The sequence below is a fragment of the Bacillus sp. ISL-46 genome (assembly GCF_018613205.1).
Window position 1 is genome coordinate 1 of record NZ_JAGGQR010000038.1, and the last position, 17,403, is coordinate 17,403.

Annotated in this window: 13 protein-coding genes, 10 tRNA genes and 1 rRNA gene; 21 read left to right on the forward strand and 3 right to left on the reverse strand. The window is 38.7% G+C overall.

From position 1 onward, the window contains the following. Nucleotides 1–82: 82 nt before the first annotated feature. From rrf to J7E67_RS17850, 11 genes are all read left to right on the forward strand, one after another. Nucleotides 83–199 (forward strand): 5S ribosomal RNA (gene rrf / locus J7E67_RS17800). 43 nt (nt 200–242) lie between these two features. Continuing rightward, a tRNA-Glu gene (locus tag J7E67_RS17805) sits at nt 243–317 on the forward strand. A gap of 41 nt (nt 318–358) precedes the next feature. Further along, nucleotides 359–434 (forward strand) — tRNA-Val (locus J7E67_RS17810). An 18-nt stretch (nt 435–452) separates the two neighbouring features. After that, nucleotides 453–529, forward strand: a tRNA-Met gene (locus tag J7E67_RS17815). A 23-nt stretch (nt 530–552) separates the two neighbouring features. Further along, nucleotides 553–645 (forward strand) — tRNA-Ser (locus J7E67_RS17820). A gap of 30 nt (nt 646–675) precedes the next feature. Beyond that, nucleotides 676–749 (forward strand) — tRNA-Met (locus J7E67_RS17825). A gap of 3 nt (nt 750–752) precedes the next feature. After that, a tRNA-Asp gene (locus J7E67_RS17830) sits at nt 753–829 on the forward strand. 42 nt (nt 830–871) lie between these two features. After that, nucleotides 872–947, forward strand: a tRNA-His gene (locus tag J7E67_RS17835). Between the two features lie 14 nt (nt 948–961). Then, a tRNA-Gln gene (locus J7E67_RS17840) sits at nt 962–1,036 on the forward strand. A gap of 19 nt (nt 1,037–1,055) precedes the next feature. After that, nucleotides 1,056–1,129 (forward strand) — tRNA-Gly (locus J7E67_RS17845). Between the two features lie 10 nt (nt 1,130–1,139). Then, a tRNA-Ile gene (locus J7E67_RS17850) sits at nt 1,140–1,213 on the forward strand. 78 nt (nt 1,214–1,291) lie between these two features. On the opposite strand, the gene sleB is transcribed toward J7E67_RS17850, so the two are convergent. Further along, nucleotides 1,292–1,978, reverse strand: a complete 687-nt coding sequence (gene sleB / locus J7E67_RS17855; RefSeq protein WP_374103009.1) for a spore cortex-lytic enzyme — start codon at nt 1,976–1,978, stop codon at nt 1,292–1,294. Between the two features lie 281 nt (nt 1,979–2,259). Then, nucleotides 2,260–3,288, reverse strand: a complete 1,029-nt coding sequence (locus J7E67_RS17860; RefSeq protein ID WP_214732538.1) for a LacI family DNA-binding transcriptional regulator — start codon at nt 3,286–3,288, stop codon at nt 2,260–2,262. Nucleotides 3,289–3,718: 430 nt separating this feature from the next. Between J7E67_RS17860 and J7E67_RS17865 the strand changes: the two genes are divergently transcribed. The 10 genes from J7E67_RS17865 to pgmB all read left to right on the forward strand — a co-directional run bounded on the left by J7E67_RS17865 (nt 3,719) and on the right by pgmB (nt 15,563). Next, the gene (locus J7E67_RS17865) at nt 3,719–5,404 is read left to right on the forward strand and encodes an alpha-amylase family glycosyl hydrolase (protein ID WP_214732539.1); all 1,686 of its coding nucleotides are present in this window, start codon (nt 3,719–3,721) and stop codon (nt 5,402–5,404) included. 11 nt (nt 5,405–5,415) lie between these two features. Further along, nucleotides 5,416–6,714, forward strand: coding sequence for an ABC transporter substrate-binding protein (locus tag J7E67_RS17870; protein WP_214732540.1), 1,299 nt, complete (start codon nt 5,416–5,418; stop codon nt 6,712–6,714). Nucleotides 6,715–6,739: 25 nt separating this feature from the next. Beyond that, nucleotides 6,740–7,621 (forward strand): carbohydrate ABC transporter permease, encoded by an 882-nt coding sequence (locus J7E67_RS17875; protein WP_214717662.1) that lies wholly within the window; start codon nt 6,740–6,742, stop codon nt 7,619–7,621. Then, nucleotides 7,614–8,462 (forward strand): carbohydrate ABC transporter permease, encoded by an 849-nt coding sequence (locus J7E67_RS17880; protein ID WP_374223930.1) that lies wholly within the window; start codon nt 7,614–7,616, stop codon nt 8,460–8,462. Before J7E67_RS17875 ends, J7E67_RS17880 begins: the two co-directional genes overlap by 8 nt. 34 nt (nt 8,463–8,496) lie before the next feature. Continuing rightward, on the forward strand, nt 8,497–9,555 hold the full coding sequence (locus J7E67_RS17885) for a zinc-dependent alcohol dehydrogenase (RefSeq protein ID WP_214732542.1): 1,059 nt from the start codon (nt 8,497–8,499) through the stop codon (nt 9,553–9,555). A gap of 102 nt (nt 9,556–9,657) precedes the next feature. Beyond that, nucleotides 9,658–10,452 carry a sugar phosphate isomerase/epimerase family protein gene (locus tag J7E67_RS17890; protein ID WP_214732543.1) on the forward strand — a complete coding sequence of 265 codons (795 nt, stop codon included), beginning with the start codon at nt 9,658–9,660 and terminating at the stop codon, nt 10,450–10,452. A gap of 16 nt (nt 10,453–10,468) precedes the next feature. Continuing rightward, nucleotides 10,469–11,503, forward strand: a complete 1,035-nt coding sequence (locus tag J7E67_RS17895) for a Gfo/Idh/MocA family protein (RefSeq protein ID WP_214732567.1) — start codon at nt 10,469–10,471, stop codon at nt 11,501–11,503. Continuing rightward, the gene (locus J7E67_RS17900; RefSeq protein WP_214732544.1) at nt 11,500–13,728 is read left to right on the forward strand and encodes a glycoside hydrolase family 65 protein; all 2,229 of its coding nucleotides are present in this window, start codon (nt 11,500–11,502) and stop codon (nt 13,726–13,728) included. Before J7E67_RS17895 ends, J7E67_RS17900 begins: the two co-directional genes overlap by 4 nt. Before the next feature lie 15 nt (nt 13,729–13,743). Further along, a complete protein-coding gene (locus J7E67_RS17905) occupies nt 13,744–14,886 on the forward strand; it encodes a glycerate kinase (RefSeq protein WP_214717652.1) in 1,143 nt (380 codons plus the stop codon). Further along, entirely contained in the window at nt 14,880–15,563 is a 684-nt protein-coding gene (pgmB, locus tag J7E67_RS17910; RefSeq protein WP_214732545.1) for a beta-phosphoglucomutase, read from the forward strand. Before J7E67_RS17905 ends, pgmB begins: the two co-directional genes overlap by 7 nt. Before the next feature lie 286 nt (nt 15,564–15,849). Here the strand turns inward: pgmB and J7E67_RS17915 are convergent, their stop codons facing one another. After that, on the reverse strand, nt 15,850–17,295 hold the full coding sequence (locus J7E67_RS17915; protein WP_214732546.1) for a DEAD/DEAH box helicase: 1,446 nt from the start codon (nt 17,293–17,295) through the stop codon (nt 15,850–15,852). Between the last annotated feature and the right edge of the window lie 108 nt (nt 17,296–17,403).

Genomic DNA, 17,403 nt, shown 5'->3' on the forward strand with positions numbered 1-17,403 from the left:
ACTAATCGTTCGAGGACTTAACCAAAATTTTATATGATGATTGTCAATTATCTAGTTTTGAGGGAATGAAACCCTCATATAGTCTGGCAGAAATGGCGAGAAGGTCACACCCGTTCCCATACCGAACACGGAAGTTAAGCTTCTCAGCGCCGATGGTAGTTGGGACACGCGTCCCTGTGAGAGTAGGACGCTGCCGGGCTAGCCCCAATTGGGGCTATTATTTTTGAGTAATATTAATAGATGGCCCCTTGGTCAAGCGGTTAAGACACCTCCCTTTCACGGAGGTAACACGGGTTCGAGTCCCGTAGGGGTCACCAAAGTTTTTTACGAGTTTGTGTAAAATAACTTCCAATATAGTGGAGGATTAGCTCAGCTGGGAGAGCATCTGCCTTACAAGCAGAGGGTCGGCGGTTCGAGCCCGTCATCCTCCACCATTATAATATTTGTTTTTTGGCGGTGTAGCTCAGCTGGCTAGAGCGTTCGGTTCATACCCGAAAGGTCGGGGGTTCGACTCCCTTCGCCGCTACCAAATGTTTTTGCTTATTTTTAACTGGAGGAATACCCAAGTTTGGCTGAAGGGATCGGTCTTGAAAACCGACAGGCGGGTCATACCGCGCGGGGGTTCGAATCCCTCTTCCTCCTCCATAAATTTCATTAAAATATAATTTCTATTGTCGCGGGGTGGAGCAGTCTGGTAGCTCGTCGGGCTCATAACCCGAAGGTCGCAGGTTCAAATCCTGTCCCCGCAATATGGTCCGGTAGTTCAGTTGGTTAGAATGCCTGCCTGTCACGCAGGAGGTCGCGGGTTCGAGTCCCGTCCGGACCGCCATTTTTTTCTAGTAGGGTACCTACTATTAATTTATAGATTTTGGCGATTGTGGCGAAGTGGTTAACGCACCTGATTGTGGTTCAGGCATTCGTGGGTTCGATTCCCATCAGTCGCCCCATTTATTATTAATATTGGGCTATAGCCAAGCGGTAAGGCATCGCACTTTGACTGCGACATGCGTTGGTTCAAATCCAGCTAGCCCAGCCATTTTTCTTGTTTTTTCAACGCGGGTGTAGTTTAGTGGTAAAACCTCAGCCTTCCAAGCTGATGATGAGAGTTCGATTCTCTTCACCCGCTCCATTTTAATTTTGGGCCTATAGCTCAGCTGGTTAGAGCGCACGCCTGATAAGCGTGAGGTCGATGGTTCGAGTCCATTTAGGCCCATCATAAATACATCCATCAAAAAAGACTTGAAAGCTTTAAATAGCTTTGAAGTCTTTTTTTTTGTTATAGATAAAACAGCTATTTACAAAATATATGTTTACCGATTTTTTTGATTTGTGGTCGACTCCATATCCAACCACTTGTCGCGGTATCAGGATTAAAATAGTAAATGGCTTCGCCGCTAGGATCCCAGCCGTTAATGGCATCTAGGACCGCTTTTTTCGCAGTTGCATTTGGTGTTAAATTAATCTGTCCATCCGCAACCGCAGTAAAGGCCCCCGGTTGATAGATGACACCTGCAACCGTATTTGGGAACGATGTGTGGCTGACTCGGTTCAAAATAACTGCTGCAACAGCAACTTGACCTGTGTATTCCTCTCCGCGTGATTCCCCGTATACTGCGTTTGACATCAATTGAATATCATTTTGAGAATAACCGTTAGGTACATTAGCGGAATTGTTATTATTACTTGATGATCCTGGCTCATACTTAGTCGCTTTAACAATAGCTGCTTTTGTTTTTGCCCCGACAACACCATCAACAGGCAGACCGAATTGATCTTGAAAATTCCGTACGGCCCAGTATGTATTCCAGCCAAATACACCGTCTACCTCACTTGTATAAAAGCCGTTATATTTGAGTCGTGACTGCAACTCAATCACGTCTTCTCCGGCTGAACCTCTTTGCAGCACTTGATTGGTGAAAGCTTGTACGTCTTTACTTTGTTCGCTAGTGGTTATTAATACTACAAATAGCACAAACATTAGCAACTTGAAGAAAACTCTACCCTGCATACCTGACCTCCTGACGTTTTTAATTTTTTTACCATATATTCTTCCAATATCTACTCTTTTATATTTACTCACTTCCAATAGACCCTATAATTTTTTAATGTTTATAATGGACAGGGGTTTCGGTGTGTACCTTTACATGTATGTGTTACTGGTAGTATTTAGAGATGAAATTGTGGTTTTTCAGAATAGGCAAAGTAACTAATTGTGACCTGTAAAAAAAGGATACCGTCTGATAACGGTATCCCATTCCTCTATTTATTAGACTTGATAATATTTGCTACGGAGTTCTGAATGATCATTTCGGTAGGCACTATTTTTGGACTATTTATGGCTTTGTTTTCTTTAATTTTATCAAAAAGGAGTTTAGTACCAGCATCTCCTAATTTTTTTACTGGGATTTCTATCCTTGTTAACGATGGTGACAGAAATGCTGAAATGTTAGGACTACTGTATCCAACAATGGATATGTCGTTTGGAATAGAAATTCCATTTTCTAAAGCAGATTTATAAAGACTCAATACCTTTAAATCATCTGTTGCAAAAACGGCAGTGGGACGATGCTGAGAAAGAAGCAGACTTGTAGCAGAATCATATGCTGTGTTAACTGTGTAACCACTATTTATGATCCATTCTTCTTTTAATGGAACGCTTAAATCTTTTAAACAGTCTTTATATCCTTCTAATCGATCGATTGAAACATGGTAATCAAGTGGTGAGTGTAGACAAGCTATTTCCTTATGTCCTTGCTCAATTAAAAATTTAGTTAAATTATAACTATCTTGGTAGTTATCTGTGTCCACGGAAAAGATATTGGTATATTCCCCGTCAACTCTTCCAATAACAACAATTGGAATGTTAAAAACATCTAATTGTTTGAAAAAGTCTTCATTTGCAGGAGAACTTAACATGATAATTCCTTTGATCATTTTTTCCTTTATTTTAGTGATGCATTTTTCAAGTTCATCTTTACTGTTTCTCGATGTCTGTATAATTACGTCAAAATTTTCTTCCTCCGCATTTGAAGAAATTCTGTGTATAATCTCAGAGAAAAATGGATTGTTAGCGGTTGTTTTTGCAGATCGCGAAACAACCATAATGGCATCAAAACCTGAAGAAAGGGCACGGGCCAATTTGCTAGGCTGGTAATTTAATTCTTCAATTGCTTTTAATACACGTTCCCGAGCTTCCTCAGAAATATTAGTTTGATTATTAAGCACACGAGATACAGTAGATTTTGAAACATTTGCAACACGTGCTATATCATAAATAGTGTGAACCATTATTTCTCCCCCTCTCTTATAAACTTTTCTGGTATAGGAATTTTAATGGAAGGTAGCTAGTAAAAACCATGTAGCTATCCTGTTTTATTATGAATACGTTTTTATTTGTGGGAGTTAGGACTATTGTTTGGGGTGGGAGCAATATAGGATTCATTATATTGATGAATGACAAATGTAGCAATAGAAATTTTTCGGTGGTACTATATTAATATTTTCGTACGACCAGCATCCACAGATATAAAAATACAGAAGTATTAGTGTTGACAGAAAACGTTTTCTATATTATATTGTGGGAGCGGTACCATAGGAATATCAATTTAATAAATATATATTTTTTTACCCATTGCTGGGAGCGGTACCATTAAATATTAATTCTACGAATTTATATTTTTTTATCATAACTGGGAGCGGTACCATACAGGAGGAATTTATGAAAAAGATCAAAGAAAGACTTTCATTTATCTATGAAAATCAAGATATTGTACCAATTTGGAAAAGCATAAAGGAAAGCATTGCAAAAACAAAAACAAAATCTCTTAAGCCAAGAAAACAAAATTGGGATGAGAAAGATCTGGTATTAATTACTTATGGGGATCAATTCTATGAAAATAATAACCCAACTTTAGATACTTTCAAGAAAATGTTTGACCAATATCTAGCAGACAAATTTGAAATTGTTCATCTGTTACCTTTTTATCCTTATTCATCAGATGATGGCTTTTCTGTCATTGATTATAAAAAAGTAAATCCGATCCTCGGTAATTGGGAACAGGTTGGTAATTTATCAAAATCAGCAAGAATTATGTTTGATGATGTTTGCAATCATATTTCGGCAAAAAGTGACTGGTTCCAAGAATACTTAAATGGTAATCCTGAATATCAGAATTTTTTCGTTGAAATGGATCCAACTATTGATTTAAGTGCAGTTACTAGACCTAGAGCTCTTCCTTTATTAACAAAATTCACTCAAAAAAACGGCGAGGAAAAACATATATGGACAACCTTCAGTGAAGATCAAATCGATTTGAATTTTAGTAATCCACAGGTTCTGTTAAAGATGATCGACGTTTTGCTTTTTTATTTAGAGCAAGGGGCAGAATATATTCGATTGGATGCAATTGGATTTATGTGGAAAGAGGTTGGAACAACTTGTATCCATCATGAAAAGACACATGAGATTGTTAAACTGTTCCGGGATGTTGTAGAGGAAGCAGCTAAAGGAACGGTTATCATAACAGAAACCAATGTACCGCATAAAGATAACGTGGCCTATTTTGGAAATGGCGATGATGAGGCTCATATGGTCTATCAGTTTCCACTGCCGCCTTTAGTTCTGAATGCCCTTCACAATGGAAATGGAGTCGCACTCACTAAATGGGCGAGCAAGCTGCCGCCAACGGGAAAGGAAACAACATTTTTTAACTTCCTAGCTTCCCATGATGGAATTGGGCTAAATCCGATTCGCGGCATTATTCCAGAAGAAGAAATTTTAGCGATGGTAGAGGACTTAAAGAAAGAAGGGGCCTTGGTTAATTACAAGAAAAACCCGAATGGAAGTGAAAGTCCATACGAAATTAACGTCACTTATATGGATGCGTTAAATAAGCAATCGGATGATGATGAGATCAGAGTAAAAAGATTTTTAGTCGCTCATTCTATTCTATTAACTCTTCCTGGTGTACCAGCTGTTTATATTCAAAGCGTCCTGGGATCTAGAAATGACTATGACGGTGTTTCAAAAACAGGAATGAACCGCTCTATTAATCGACAAAAATACAACTTAACAGAGATTGAGAAGGAATTAGCCAATACAGATTCTTTACGATACAAAGTTTTTTCTGAGTTAACAAAAATTCTTCAATCTCGTAAAAACGAAACCCTTTTCCATCCAAATGCAGCAATGGAAGTCATCGATCTCGGAGAGAAAGTGTTTGCTTTTAAAAGGGTACATCAACATGATGATAGCATTATAGTAGTAAACAATCTTACAAATGAAACAGTTAAGTGTGGAATAACAGGCAGATTTATAAATATTGTTAATGGCGATAAAGTGGAATTTCATGAAGAATTGATGTTAAAGCCATATGAATTCATGTGGTTAAGACCATTTGACTAGGGGGAATTAGTTTGTTTAAAAAGGGCTTAAGTCTAGCAATCATTTTGTTAGTAGCTTTTGCATTAACTGCATGTGGCAGTAATCAGAATGCGGATGGAAAAACAACAATCGAATTTATGCACTCCTCTGTTGAACAAGAGCGTTTGGCAGTAATTAACGAATTGGTTGCAACATTCGAAAAGGAAAATCCAGATATAAAAATAAAACAAATTCCTGTAGAAGAAGATTCTTATAATACTAAAATTATTACTTTAGCAAGTGCAGGCAAACTTCCAACTGTAATTGAAGTAGGACAGGATTATGCAAAAGTAATGGATAAAGAGGTCCTGATTGACAAAGATGCCGTTAAAAAGATTATTACTCAGGTCGGTGAAAAGAATTACTATGACGGTGCATTGAAGTTAATGAGTACTGAAGATGGAAAAAGCTATACAGGTGTTCCAATGAGCGGCTGGGTTCAAGGTATCTGGTACAACAAAGAAAAGCTCTCAGCAAAAGGATTTAAAGAACCAAAAAATTGGGATGATGTAATCACAATTGCTAAAGCATTTACGGATAAAGAGAATAAAAAATATGGTATTGCCATGCCGACAGTAGAAGGCGGATTCTCTGAACAAGCCTTTTCTCAATTTGCACTTTCAAATAATGCGAATGTGTTAGACAACAAAGGTAAGTTAAATATGAATACACCAGAAATGAAAGAGGCATTAACTTATTATAAAAAATTGTCTCAGTACACTATGCCTGGATCTAATGATACCACGGAAGTAAAAGATGCTTTCATGAACGGTACTGCGCTTATGGCGATTTATTCAACTTATATTCTTCCTCCTGTATTTGAAGAAGGAAATTCCCAAAATATTGGATTTTCTATTCCAAATGAGAAGACAAAAGCTGTTTTCGGAACTGTTTCTGCATTAACCATTTCTTCTTTTTTAGAAGAAGACCAAAAAGAAGCTGCTAGTAAATTTGTTGCGTTCATGTCAAAACCTGAAAACATGACAAAATGGGTTTTAATGTCTCCAGGGGGCGCTCAACCAGTGAGCAAACTCGTAACTGAAAATGAAAACTATCAGGCAAATGAAGTAGTAAAAGCATTTGGTGAACTATCAACAGAAATTGCGTCATCCTTTAATGACATTCAAGTATTTGGTTTAGTTGATAGTAAAAATTTCTTGAAAATGGGTGATGTAACTAGTTCAGGAGCTATTCCTAAATTGGTTAACAATATCACGGTTGGCGAAAAAGATATCAATAGTGAAATGAAAAAAGCTGAAAAAACACTCGAAGATGTTTTAAAGAAAGAATAAATTAGTTCTCCATAGGGAGGGTAACATGAAAACGAATATAAGAAAAAAAACGGATATAAAATTGGCATTAGCTTTACTTTTTCCAAGTATCTTCTTGCTTCTATTGTTAGTTGCATATCCAATGGTAGCAAATATTCAAATCAGTTTCTTTGATCAACCCATTAATCCGAGATTAAGCGCCACTTTTGTAGGATTAAAAAACTATATAGATATCCTTACAGATGCTGAGTTTTTTAAATCATTAGGGATTACTCTTTTGTACATGCTGCTTACAGTTGGTGGCAGCACGGCAGTTGGATTAGGGATTGCAATTTTCTTTAATCGCCCCTTTAAATTTCGTAAAACTGCTCGATCTTTAATTATTTTGTCTTATGTAACACCATCGATTTCATTAGTTTTTGCGTGGAAATATATGTTTAATAACGGCTATGGTGTTGTTAATTATTTGGGAGATGACGTTTTACACTTGTTTGATCAGGCACCTCTCTGGTTTGACAACCCGATTAGCAGCTTTTTCTTAGTATCGCTTTTTGCAATTTGGAGGTACTTCCCGTACGCTTTCATTTCGTTTTTGGCTATCCTTCAAACCATTGATTCTTCTTTGTATGAAGCGGCCGAAATTGATGGTGCCAGTGCTTGGGGTAAATTCAAAATTGTAACGTTACCAGCAATCATGCCAGTCTTGTTAACTGTAATAACACTACGTTCAATTTGGATGTTCTATATGTTCACAGATGTATACCTTTTAACAAATAAAGTAGATATTCTCGGAATTTACTTGTATAAAACAGCTTTTGCGTTTAACGATTTAGGCAAAGCAGCATCAATTTCCGTGATATTGTTCATTATTCTCTTTATTGTCATTATGATTGCAAGAAAGCGGGTGAATTTAAATGGCAATGGCTAGCAGTAAAAAGAACAAAGTAGCAAAAACGGCAGGGTTTTACACGGCCCTTATAGCAATTTTAACTTTGTGTCTGTTTCCATTTTTCATTATGTTGATGACATCCTTCAAAAGTTCGAAGGAAGCCGTTTCCACAAATCCGACATTCCTTCCAAAAGAATGGACATTACAGCATTATCTCGATATCTTCAATCCGGATATCTTCCCATATCTTTCCTATTTTAATAATAGTTTAGTCGTGTCTTTAACCGCATCGATATTGTCCGTTGCCATTGGTATTTTTGGAGCATATGCTCTTTCAAAACTTAACTTTAAAGGCAGAGTTACGATTAATGCCAGCTTTTACACAGTTTATATGTTTTCAGGTATTTTGCTTGTCGTGCCTTTATTTAAAATCATTTCAGGATTAGGTTTATATGATACAAAAACTTCTCTAATCATTACGATGATTGTGCAAACATTACCAACTGCTATCTTCATGTTAAAAAGTTACTTTGATACCATTCCAGTTGACTTAGAAGAAGCCGCGATGATTGACGGATTAAACCGGGTTCAGATTATTTTCCATATCATTATTCCATTATCTCTTTCCGGTATCATTTCGGTATTTGTATATGCCTTTATGATTGGATGGAATGACTATTTGTTTGCATCCATTTTCTTATCCGATTCAGCAAATTTCACTTTACCCATTGGATTAAATGCACTGTTCAGTACACCAGATTATGTTTGGGGACGAATGATGGCAGCATCGCTTGTAACAGCATTACCAGTTGTCATTATGTATGCCATTTCCGAGCGCTTTATTAAAGGAGATGCAACAGCAGGCGGGGTCAAAGGTTAATAAACTTGAAAAGACGAGAGGAAGTAATGTAATCATGAAAAAGTTAGTAGCTGTAGAACCAAGAAAAGCGGAATTAGTAGAATATGAAGATCGCCATGTACAACCAAATGAAGTGAAAATTGATGTGGATTTTGCTGCACCTAAACACGGTACTGAAGTAATCGACTTCCGTGGTCAAACACCTTTTATGGGTGAGAATTTTAATGAAGAATGGCGCATGTTCATGCCTCGTGAAGAGGGTTCAGCACCTGGAATCGTGTTTGGTGAATTTCAGCTTGGTAACATGGTAGTTGGTAAGATTGTTGAAATTGGCAGTGATGTAACAGAGTACCATATGGGCGAAACGGTATGTACGTATGGACCGATTATGGAGACTGTTATTGTGAATGCTATAAATAACCACAGATTACGCAAAATGCCAGAGGGAGCAAAATGGCAAAATGCGGTTTGCTATGACCCTGCACAATTTGCTTTGAGCGGTGTGCGTGATGCACATGTTCGTGCCGGTGATGTTGTTGTGATTGTAGGATTAGGAGCAATCGGTCAAATCGCCATTCAACTAGCGAAGAAAGCGGGAGCGAGTATTGTTGTGGGTGTTGACCCTATTGAACATCGCTGTGATATAGCTCTTCGCAATGGTGCGGATGTTTGTTTCGACCCTACTTCTTGTGATGTAGGATATGAAGTGAAAAAGCTAACAAATAAAATGGGTGCTGACTCCATTATTGAAACAAGTGGAAATTCTGCAGCGCTTCAGGATGCATTAAAAGGAATTGCCTATGGCGGAATTATTTCTTATGTCGCTTTTGGAAAACCATTCCCTGCAGGATTAAATTTTGGCCGTGAAGCTCATTTTAACAATGCCAAAATTGTCTTCTCACGTGCTGCTAGTGAACCTAATCCTGATTATCCTCGCTGGAATCGTAAGCGAATTGAAGATACATGCTGGGAATTGTTAATGAACGGTTATCTTAATTGTGAAGATATTATTCAACCAATCGTTACTTTTGAAAACAGTGCAGAAGCATACATGGAATATGTGGACCAACACCCTGAGCTAAGTATTAAGATGGGAATCGAATATAAAAAATAATCGTTTATTTAAATGCGTTCGTCTCAGTTACAATCTGATTGAAATCCATACATAAAAAGAATGATATGGATTTCAGTCATACACCAGTAGGAGGAGATATTTGTGAAGATCGGTACACAAAACCAAGCGTTTTTTCCTGAAGATATTAAAGAAAAGTTTAGATACTTAAAAGAAGTAGGCTTTGAAGGCTTTGAAATAGACGGCAAATTTTTAGTCGATCATTTAGATGAAGTAAAAGAAGCGATTGCAGAAACAGGCATTCCGGTTACGACAGCATGTGGTGGGTATACAGGCTGGATAGGGGACTTTATTGAAGAACGACGCTTAAACGGCTTAGCAGAAATTAAACAAATTCTAGAAGCGCTCAAGGAAGTCGGAGGAAAAGGCATCGTAGTTCCAGCTGCATGGGGCATGTTTACCTTCCGATTACCGCCAATGGTTTCACCACGAAGCCAGGCAGGTGATAGAAAAGCTGTAAGTGATTCCCTGATTTACCTGGATAAAGTAGCAGAAGAAACGAGCACAACTATATTCTTAGAGCCATTAAATCGTTATCAAGATCATATGATAAACACCCTTGCAGATGCAAGAAGTTATATAGAAGAAAATGAGTTGAAAAACGTTAAAATCATTGCTGATTTTTATCATATGAATATTGAAGAAGATGATATTTCTGAAGCCTTGCACCAGAATCGTGATTTAGTTGGTCATATTCATCTGGCGGATAATCACCGTTATCAACCGGGAAGCGGCTCGCTGGATTTCAAAAAGCATTTCAATCAGTTAAAGGAAGACGGCTATAACGGATTCTTAACAATTGAATGCCGTGTCAGAGGCAACGACCCGGAAGCAGAATATATTAATGCCTTACGTCACCTTCAAGAATCATTAATTTGAGAGGGGTTAAATCGTGATCAAAAAGAGAGTTGCGATCATCGGCGGAGGACAAGTAGCGGAAAAGGTGCATATTCCTAACTATCAAGCACGCGAAGAACTAGAAATAGTCGCAGTTGTTAGTCCAAACTTTGACCGGGCAAGGAGTTTTGCTGAACGGAATGGTATTCCTCGTGTTTACACAGATGCTGCTGAAATGTTTGCAATGGAAAAACCGGATATTGTTAGTGTCTGCACGCCAAATAAGTATCATTATGAAAATGTGATGCGAGCCTTGGAATTTGGGTGCGATGTTATGTGTGAAAAACCTCCTGCAATTTCTTCCGCTGAAGCAAAAGATATGCAGATTGCTGCTCAAAAAAACGACTGTATTCTAGCTTATAATTTTCACCATCGATTTGCTGATGATGTGAGAATTTTACGTGAAAGTGTTGAAAATGGTGTGCTTGGTGACATCTATGTTACGAAGGCAAAAGCTCTAAGACGCTGTGGAATCCCTGGCTGGGGGACTTTTACAGATAAAGAAATTCAAGGTGGAGGACCTCTTATCGATTTAGGGGCACATATGTTGGACGCCGCTTTATATGTACTTGGCTTTCCGAAAATAGAGAAGGTTACGGCGAAAATGTATCAAAAGATTGGAACAAAGAAAACCCAAGGCACACTGGGAGAATGGGATCCACAGAAATTTAAAGTGGAAGATTCCCTTTTTGGATTTATAGAATTAGAAGGAGGCCGCCTTTTACAACTAGAAACCTCCTTTGCCTTAAATATCAAAGAGACATCTGTCATGAATGTTGAGTTTTGCGGGGATCAAGCAGGAGCAACCCTGTTTCCTGCCCAAATCTATACGGATGAGAGCGGAGAGTTGGTCTCGTTATTATCAAGAGAAGAGGCAGACACGGACCGCCATCATAAAAGTATGTCTGCTTTTATAGATAAGTGTTTAGGAAAAGATGTCATGGTTGCAGACGGAAAACAAGGATACATTATCCAACAACTAATAGAAGCTCTATATCAATCTGCTGAAAAGGGTGAAAGTGTATCCTTATGATAAATGAACAAATAATCTACGAAAATAAATTTGATTTACATTCCATCAATAAATTTGCTAGTTTAATGACATTAGGAAATGGCTACCTAGGCTTGCGTGCTTCGTATGATGAAGATTATTTTGAACAAACACGTGGTATGTATGTTGCTGGTATTTATAATAAAGCAGCTGAAAACGAACCATCAGATTTAGTGAATTTGCCTGATTTGGCAGGTATAAGAATCGAGATTGATAACGAGATTTTCTCTCTTTTAAATGGGGAGATTCTTTCCTATAAACGCTTCTTAAATCTTGCAACAGGGGAATTAAAACGTGAGTTATTGTGGAAAAACAGAGGCGGGGCACGATTTCGATTTGTTTTCCAACGTTTTGTCGCGAAAAACAACCTGCATGTATTCGCATCAAAAATGACTGTTACGAGCTTAGATCAATCTGCTAATATCAAAATTGTAACTGGAATTAATGCTCAGCAGACCAATTTTGGGAAACAGCATTTAATTGAAGAAAAAGTTCGTGTGTTTGATGAAGAAGTAATGCAGGGAGGTTATAAAACGACGGAATCGGGACATACAATTGCGCTGGCAACGCGTTGTAAATGCTCGGCTGAGAGCGAAGTTTCATTTGCAGCGAAGAATCGCCAGCTCCATACGACCATTAAGCATGGCCTAAATGTTAACATTCCATTTATCTTTGAAAAACTTGGTACTGTTTTCACCTCACTTGATCAAGGGGAGGATGGGCAAGACCCCGAGGCAGCGAGTATCAAAGAATTAAATGAAATTTCACCAATAGGATACGATGCGTTACTGAAAATGTCAGCGCTTAAATGGCATGAGTTTTGGCAGCAAAAACGTATCCAGATTACATCTACTGACAAATTTGATCAAACGGCAATGGATTTTGCCCTTTATCATCTCGAGATTATGACACCAGCCCATGATGAACGTTTTAGTATTGGCGCAAAGGGTCTGACTGGAGAAGGCTACAAAGGACATATTTTTTGGGATACAGAGATATTTATTAAACCATTTCATCTTTATACAGAACCGAAAACGGCTAAGAAACTACTAATCTATCGATATTTACATTTGCAGCAAGCAAAGGAAAAGGCTGCACGGAATGGCTATGAGGGGGCATTGTTCCCATGGGAAAGTGCGTTTACTGGAGAAGAAGAAACACCTGAATTTGCCGCTATTAATATCAGAACAGGAAAACGGCAAAAGGTCGCATCTGCATTAGCTGAGCATCACATTGTCGCAGATATAGCGTATGCTGTTGTTCAATATTATCAAACGACACTTGATGAAGAATTTATGAAAAAAGAGGGGCTAGCACTACTTAAAGAAACGGCACGGTTTTGGATCAGCCGAGCAGTACTGGAGAATGGACAGGTTTCCATTAAGGATGTCATCGGGCCTGATGAGTATACGGAACACATTGACAATAATGCGTATACAAACTATATGGCGTATTACAATGTGGAGCAAGCCCTTTATTTTATGGAACAATATGGTGAAGTTGATGAGCAGCTGAAGGAGCAGGGACGAGCTTTCATCAACCATTTGTATTTACCAAAACCCAATGAGCAGCTAATCATTCCACAGGATGATACTTTCTTGAGTAAGCCGGAGATTGACCTAACCCGCTATAAAGAAAATCAAGGCAGCCAAGGGATATTATTGGATTACTCACGGGCAGAAGTCAATGAAATGCAAATATTAAAACAAGCAGATGTTGTCATGTTAATGTACTTGTTTCCAGAACTATTTGAATCCGAAGTTGTTTCGAAAAACTTAAGTTATTACGAAGAGCACACCATTCATGATTCATCGTTAAGTAAAGCCATTCATGCCATTGTCGCTGCAAGATGTCATGAAAGTGATGCTGCCTACCGCTTTTTCCAGGAGGCATGCTTAATTGATTTGGGTCCCAATCCACACTCTTCAGACGAAGGGCTTCATGCTGCATCACTTGGGGCGATCTGGCTTACAGCTATGTTTGGATTTGCTAATATTTCATTAACAAATAATCGATTGAAACTTGATCCTAGGTTACCAGCAAGTTGGTCTGAACTAAAATTCAAGTTAACTATACAGGATTGCCCGTTAGAAATCTTTATGACACATGAGAAAGTAGTAGTTTCAAAGTATTTAGGACCGAATCTTTTACTAGAAATTAACGGAACTGAATACCTTTTGACTGATCGAATTGAAGTGAATTCATAAATCAAGGAGAAAACAATGAAAATTGTTATTGCACCAGATTCATTTAAAGAAAGTCTAGCTGCAGATCAAGTAGCAAAAGCAATCCAAGCTGGGTTCATGAAATTTTTCCCTGAAGCAGAGTATCATTTACTGCCAATTGCAGATGGCGGTGAAGGAACCGTTCAAGCTTTATCATCCGCAACCGGCGGGAAAATGGAAACCATCACGGTAACGGGACCTTTACATGAACCAGTTAAGGCAAAAATCGCTTTTTCCAACGATGGGAAAAAAGCCTTTATTGAAATGGCAGAAGCGTGCGGATTGCATCTTGTTCCATTAAACCGACGAAATCCATTACAAACAACTTCTTATGGTGTGGGAGAACTAATTTTGCATGCCATCAACCGCGGCGCTGTTGAACTCATTATTGGAGTTGGGGGAAGTGGGACAAATGATGGCGGAATGGGGATGGCTTTAGCACTAGGTTACCAATTTTTCGATAAGAATAGCGAAATAGTATACGGTATTGGTCAAGACTTGTTTCAAACATGTTCGATGTCTGATATAAATCGGGATAAACGATTAGATCATGTAAAAATAACAATTGCGGCAGACGTGGATAATCCACTGACAGGTCAAAATGGTGCGACTTATGTGTATGGACCTCAAAAAGGTCTGCCTGAAACTATGTTATTTGAAGTTGATCAAGCAATGGGTGAATTTTATCATCTGGCTTGCGGTCATTTAGGTAAAGACGTCACCAACCTTCCAGGAAGTGGTGCAGGCGGCGGCATGGGTGCGGGCCTAATACTATTTGCTAACGCGACTATTAAAAAAGGCATTGACCTGATGCTTGAACAATTACGGGTAAAGGAAATCTGTCAGGATGCTGACATCGTGATCGTTGGGGAAGGGAAAATAGACGGGCAAACCCTTTATGGCAAAGCACCGATGGGCGTTGCATCGTGTGCTCCGCCACAGGCCAAAGTTATTGCGATATGCGGAAGTGTGGGGGTTGGCAGTGAAGCACTTTATGAATATGGGTTTGATGCCATTTTTCCAACGATTCCTGGATTACTTCCAATTGAAAAAATTATGGATGGAGCCTACACGAATATTGAGACAACCTCTCGTAATATTGCTGCGCTTCTTCAAAAAGGAGGGAATAGAGTATGGTAAATCAAGTGATTGAGGCAGTCGTATTTGATCTTGATGGGGTGATAACGGACACCGCTCATTTTCATTATTTAGCGTGGAAACAACTTGCTGAGGAGCTAGATATTACAATAGATGAGGTTTTTAATGAGCGGTTAAAGGGTGTTAGCCGTATGGATTCCCTAGAGTTAATATTAAAAGAAGGAAACCGACAAAACGACTTCACCATAGTAGAAAAGGAAGAAATGGCGAATAAAAAAACCCTCCATTATTGTGACTTATTAAAACAATTAACACCCAACGATGTTTTGCCAGGAATCTTAGAATTAATTGCCGATATAAAAACAGAAGGGATTCCAGTTGGGCTAGCTTCCGTTTCGAAAAATGCAGGTACGGTTTTAAAGGCATTATGGTTAGAAGGAGCTTTTGATTTTATTGCCGATGCAGCCAAAATTAAAAAGTCCAAACCAGATCCAGAAATTTTCCTAACAGCTTGTGAGGGATTAGAGGCAAGCCCAAAGAGGTCGATTGGAATCGAAGATGCTCAAGCGGGTATTGAGGCAATTAATTCAAGCGAAATGTTTTCAGTTGGAGTTGGAAACACGCTTCGTGATGCCGATTACCTAGTAGGATCAACTAATCATCTCCAGTGGAAAAGTATTAAAGAGGCATATGAAATTTGCTTAAAAGGTTCTAAATAAATACATTAAGAAACCAACATGTAACACCGATGGATGATTCAATAAAAAACTAATCAAACGTATGATTAAATGGGTTTTAAGCATCGATCTATAAGGGTTTCTCCATGGCCTATTGATTGAATGAAAAACTAATCAAACGTATGATTAAATCCGGTTGAAGCCGTGGTATTAAATAGAGTATTCATATTCTGTTTTATAAATCCCTGCATAAAATTTTTCATGCAGGGATTTATAAAACTCTAAACGACAATTATGAGTCCCATAATCATCCTTAATAAAGCATTCATTATTTAATTGCCTTGCTAACCTTTAGTTTCTTTCCTTTAATCGTTGCATTCTCCATCGCCTGTAAGACGAGGGAACCCTTGCCATTAAGAATATCAACGTAGGTCATTTGATCCTGGATGGTGATAATGCCAATATCATCGGCTGTGACTCCTGGGATTTTTGCGATCGTTCCAACAAAATCAACCGCGCGCATCTTCTTCTTTTTTCCACCGTTGAAATGGAGTTTCGTGATGCCTTGGTTAATCCGAGCGGTTTTATTATTTCTTACGACGCGTCGTCCGCTGATTTTTTCCTCGAAAGCCTCTTTTGCCCTAGCCACTTCAGCAGGTTTTGGAGCCTCCATTTTAGGGATCTCAAAGCCAATATATCTTTCAATTGCTCGGACAAATTTTCCTTCATACGGTGTGGCGAACGTAATCGCTTTTCCTTCATTACCCGCACGGCCCGTTCTTCCTGTTCGGTGGACATAGCTTTCTTTTTCCATAGGGACGTCATAATTGATGACCAGGGTTACATTATCAATATCAATTCCTCGTGCGGCAACATCCGTTGCGATGAGGTAGCGAAAATTCCCCATTTTGAAGCCATCCATAACCGCAAATCGATCTTGCTGTTCCAATCCACCATGGAGTTGTTCACAAGAATAATTGGAGCTTTCCAATTCCGAATATACGGTATCTACATGTTCTTTTGTTCGGCAAAAAATAAGACAGCTGTCTGGATTTTCAACGACCGTCACATCTTTTAGAAGCGATAGCTTGTCTTCTTCTTTTCCTTCAATTAACAGATGCTCAATCGTATCTGTCGTGACTCCAGTAGAGGCAATCTCGACATTCACAGGATTGTTCATATATTTATGGCAGAGGTTTTCAACATCCTTTGGTAAGGTAGCCGAGAATACCATCGTGACTCTATCTGAAGGAAGCTCTTTGATGATGGCTTCAACGTCGTCGATAAAACCCATATTCAGCATCTCATCCGCTTCATCAATAATAAGATACTTTATTTCGTCTAGAATTAGGGTTTCTCTGTCGATATGGTCCATAACACGTCCCGGAGTACCTACCACGACATGCGTTTTTTGCTGCAATTCTTCTTTTTGCTTCGAAAAGGGTTCTTTTCCATAAACGGCCATTGCCTTAATCCGCTTAAATCGGCCGATGTTGGTTACATCTTCACGAACTTGTACTGCAAGCTCTCTAGTTGGGGTAAGAATTAAGGCCTGTGGCTTTCTTTCTTCCCACTCCATCATGTCGCAAATAGGTATCGCAAAGGAGGCGGTCTTGCCGCTGCCTGTTTGCGACTTCACGACCAGGTCCTGATTATTCAAAGCTAATGGAATGACTTCCCTTTGAACCTCGGTAGGAGTGTCGTATTTTAAAATGGCAAGTGCTCTTGTGATTTCTTCACTTAAATTATAATCCGTAAAACTTTTTTCGCTCATGTATTAACCTCGTTTTTTTGTATTATCCGGCTTATCTATAGGATTTCTCGGAAAGAAATATCGTATGCATAATCTGAATATGCTCCATTATACTTGATATAGTGAAAA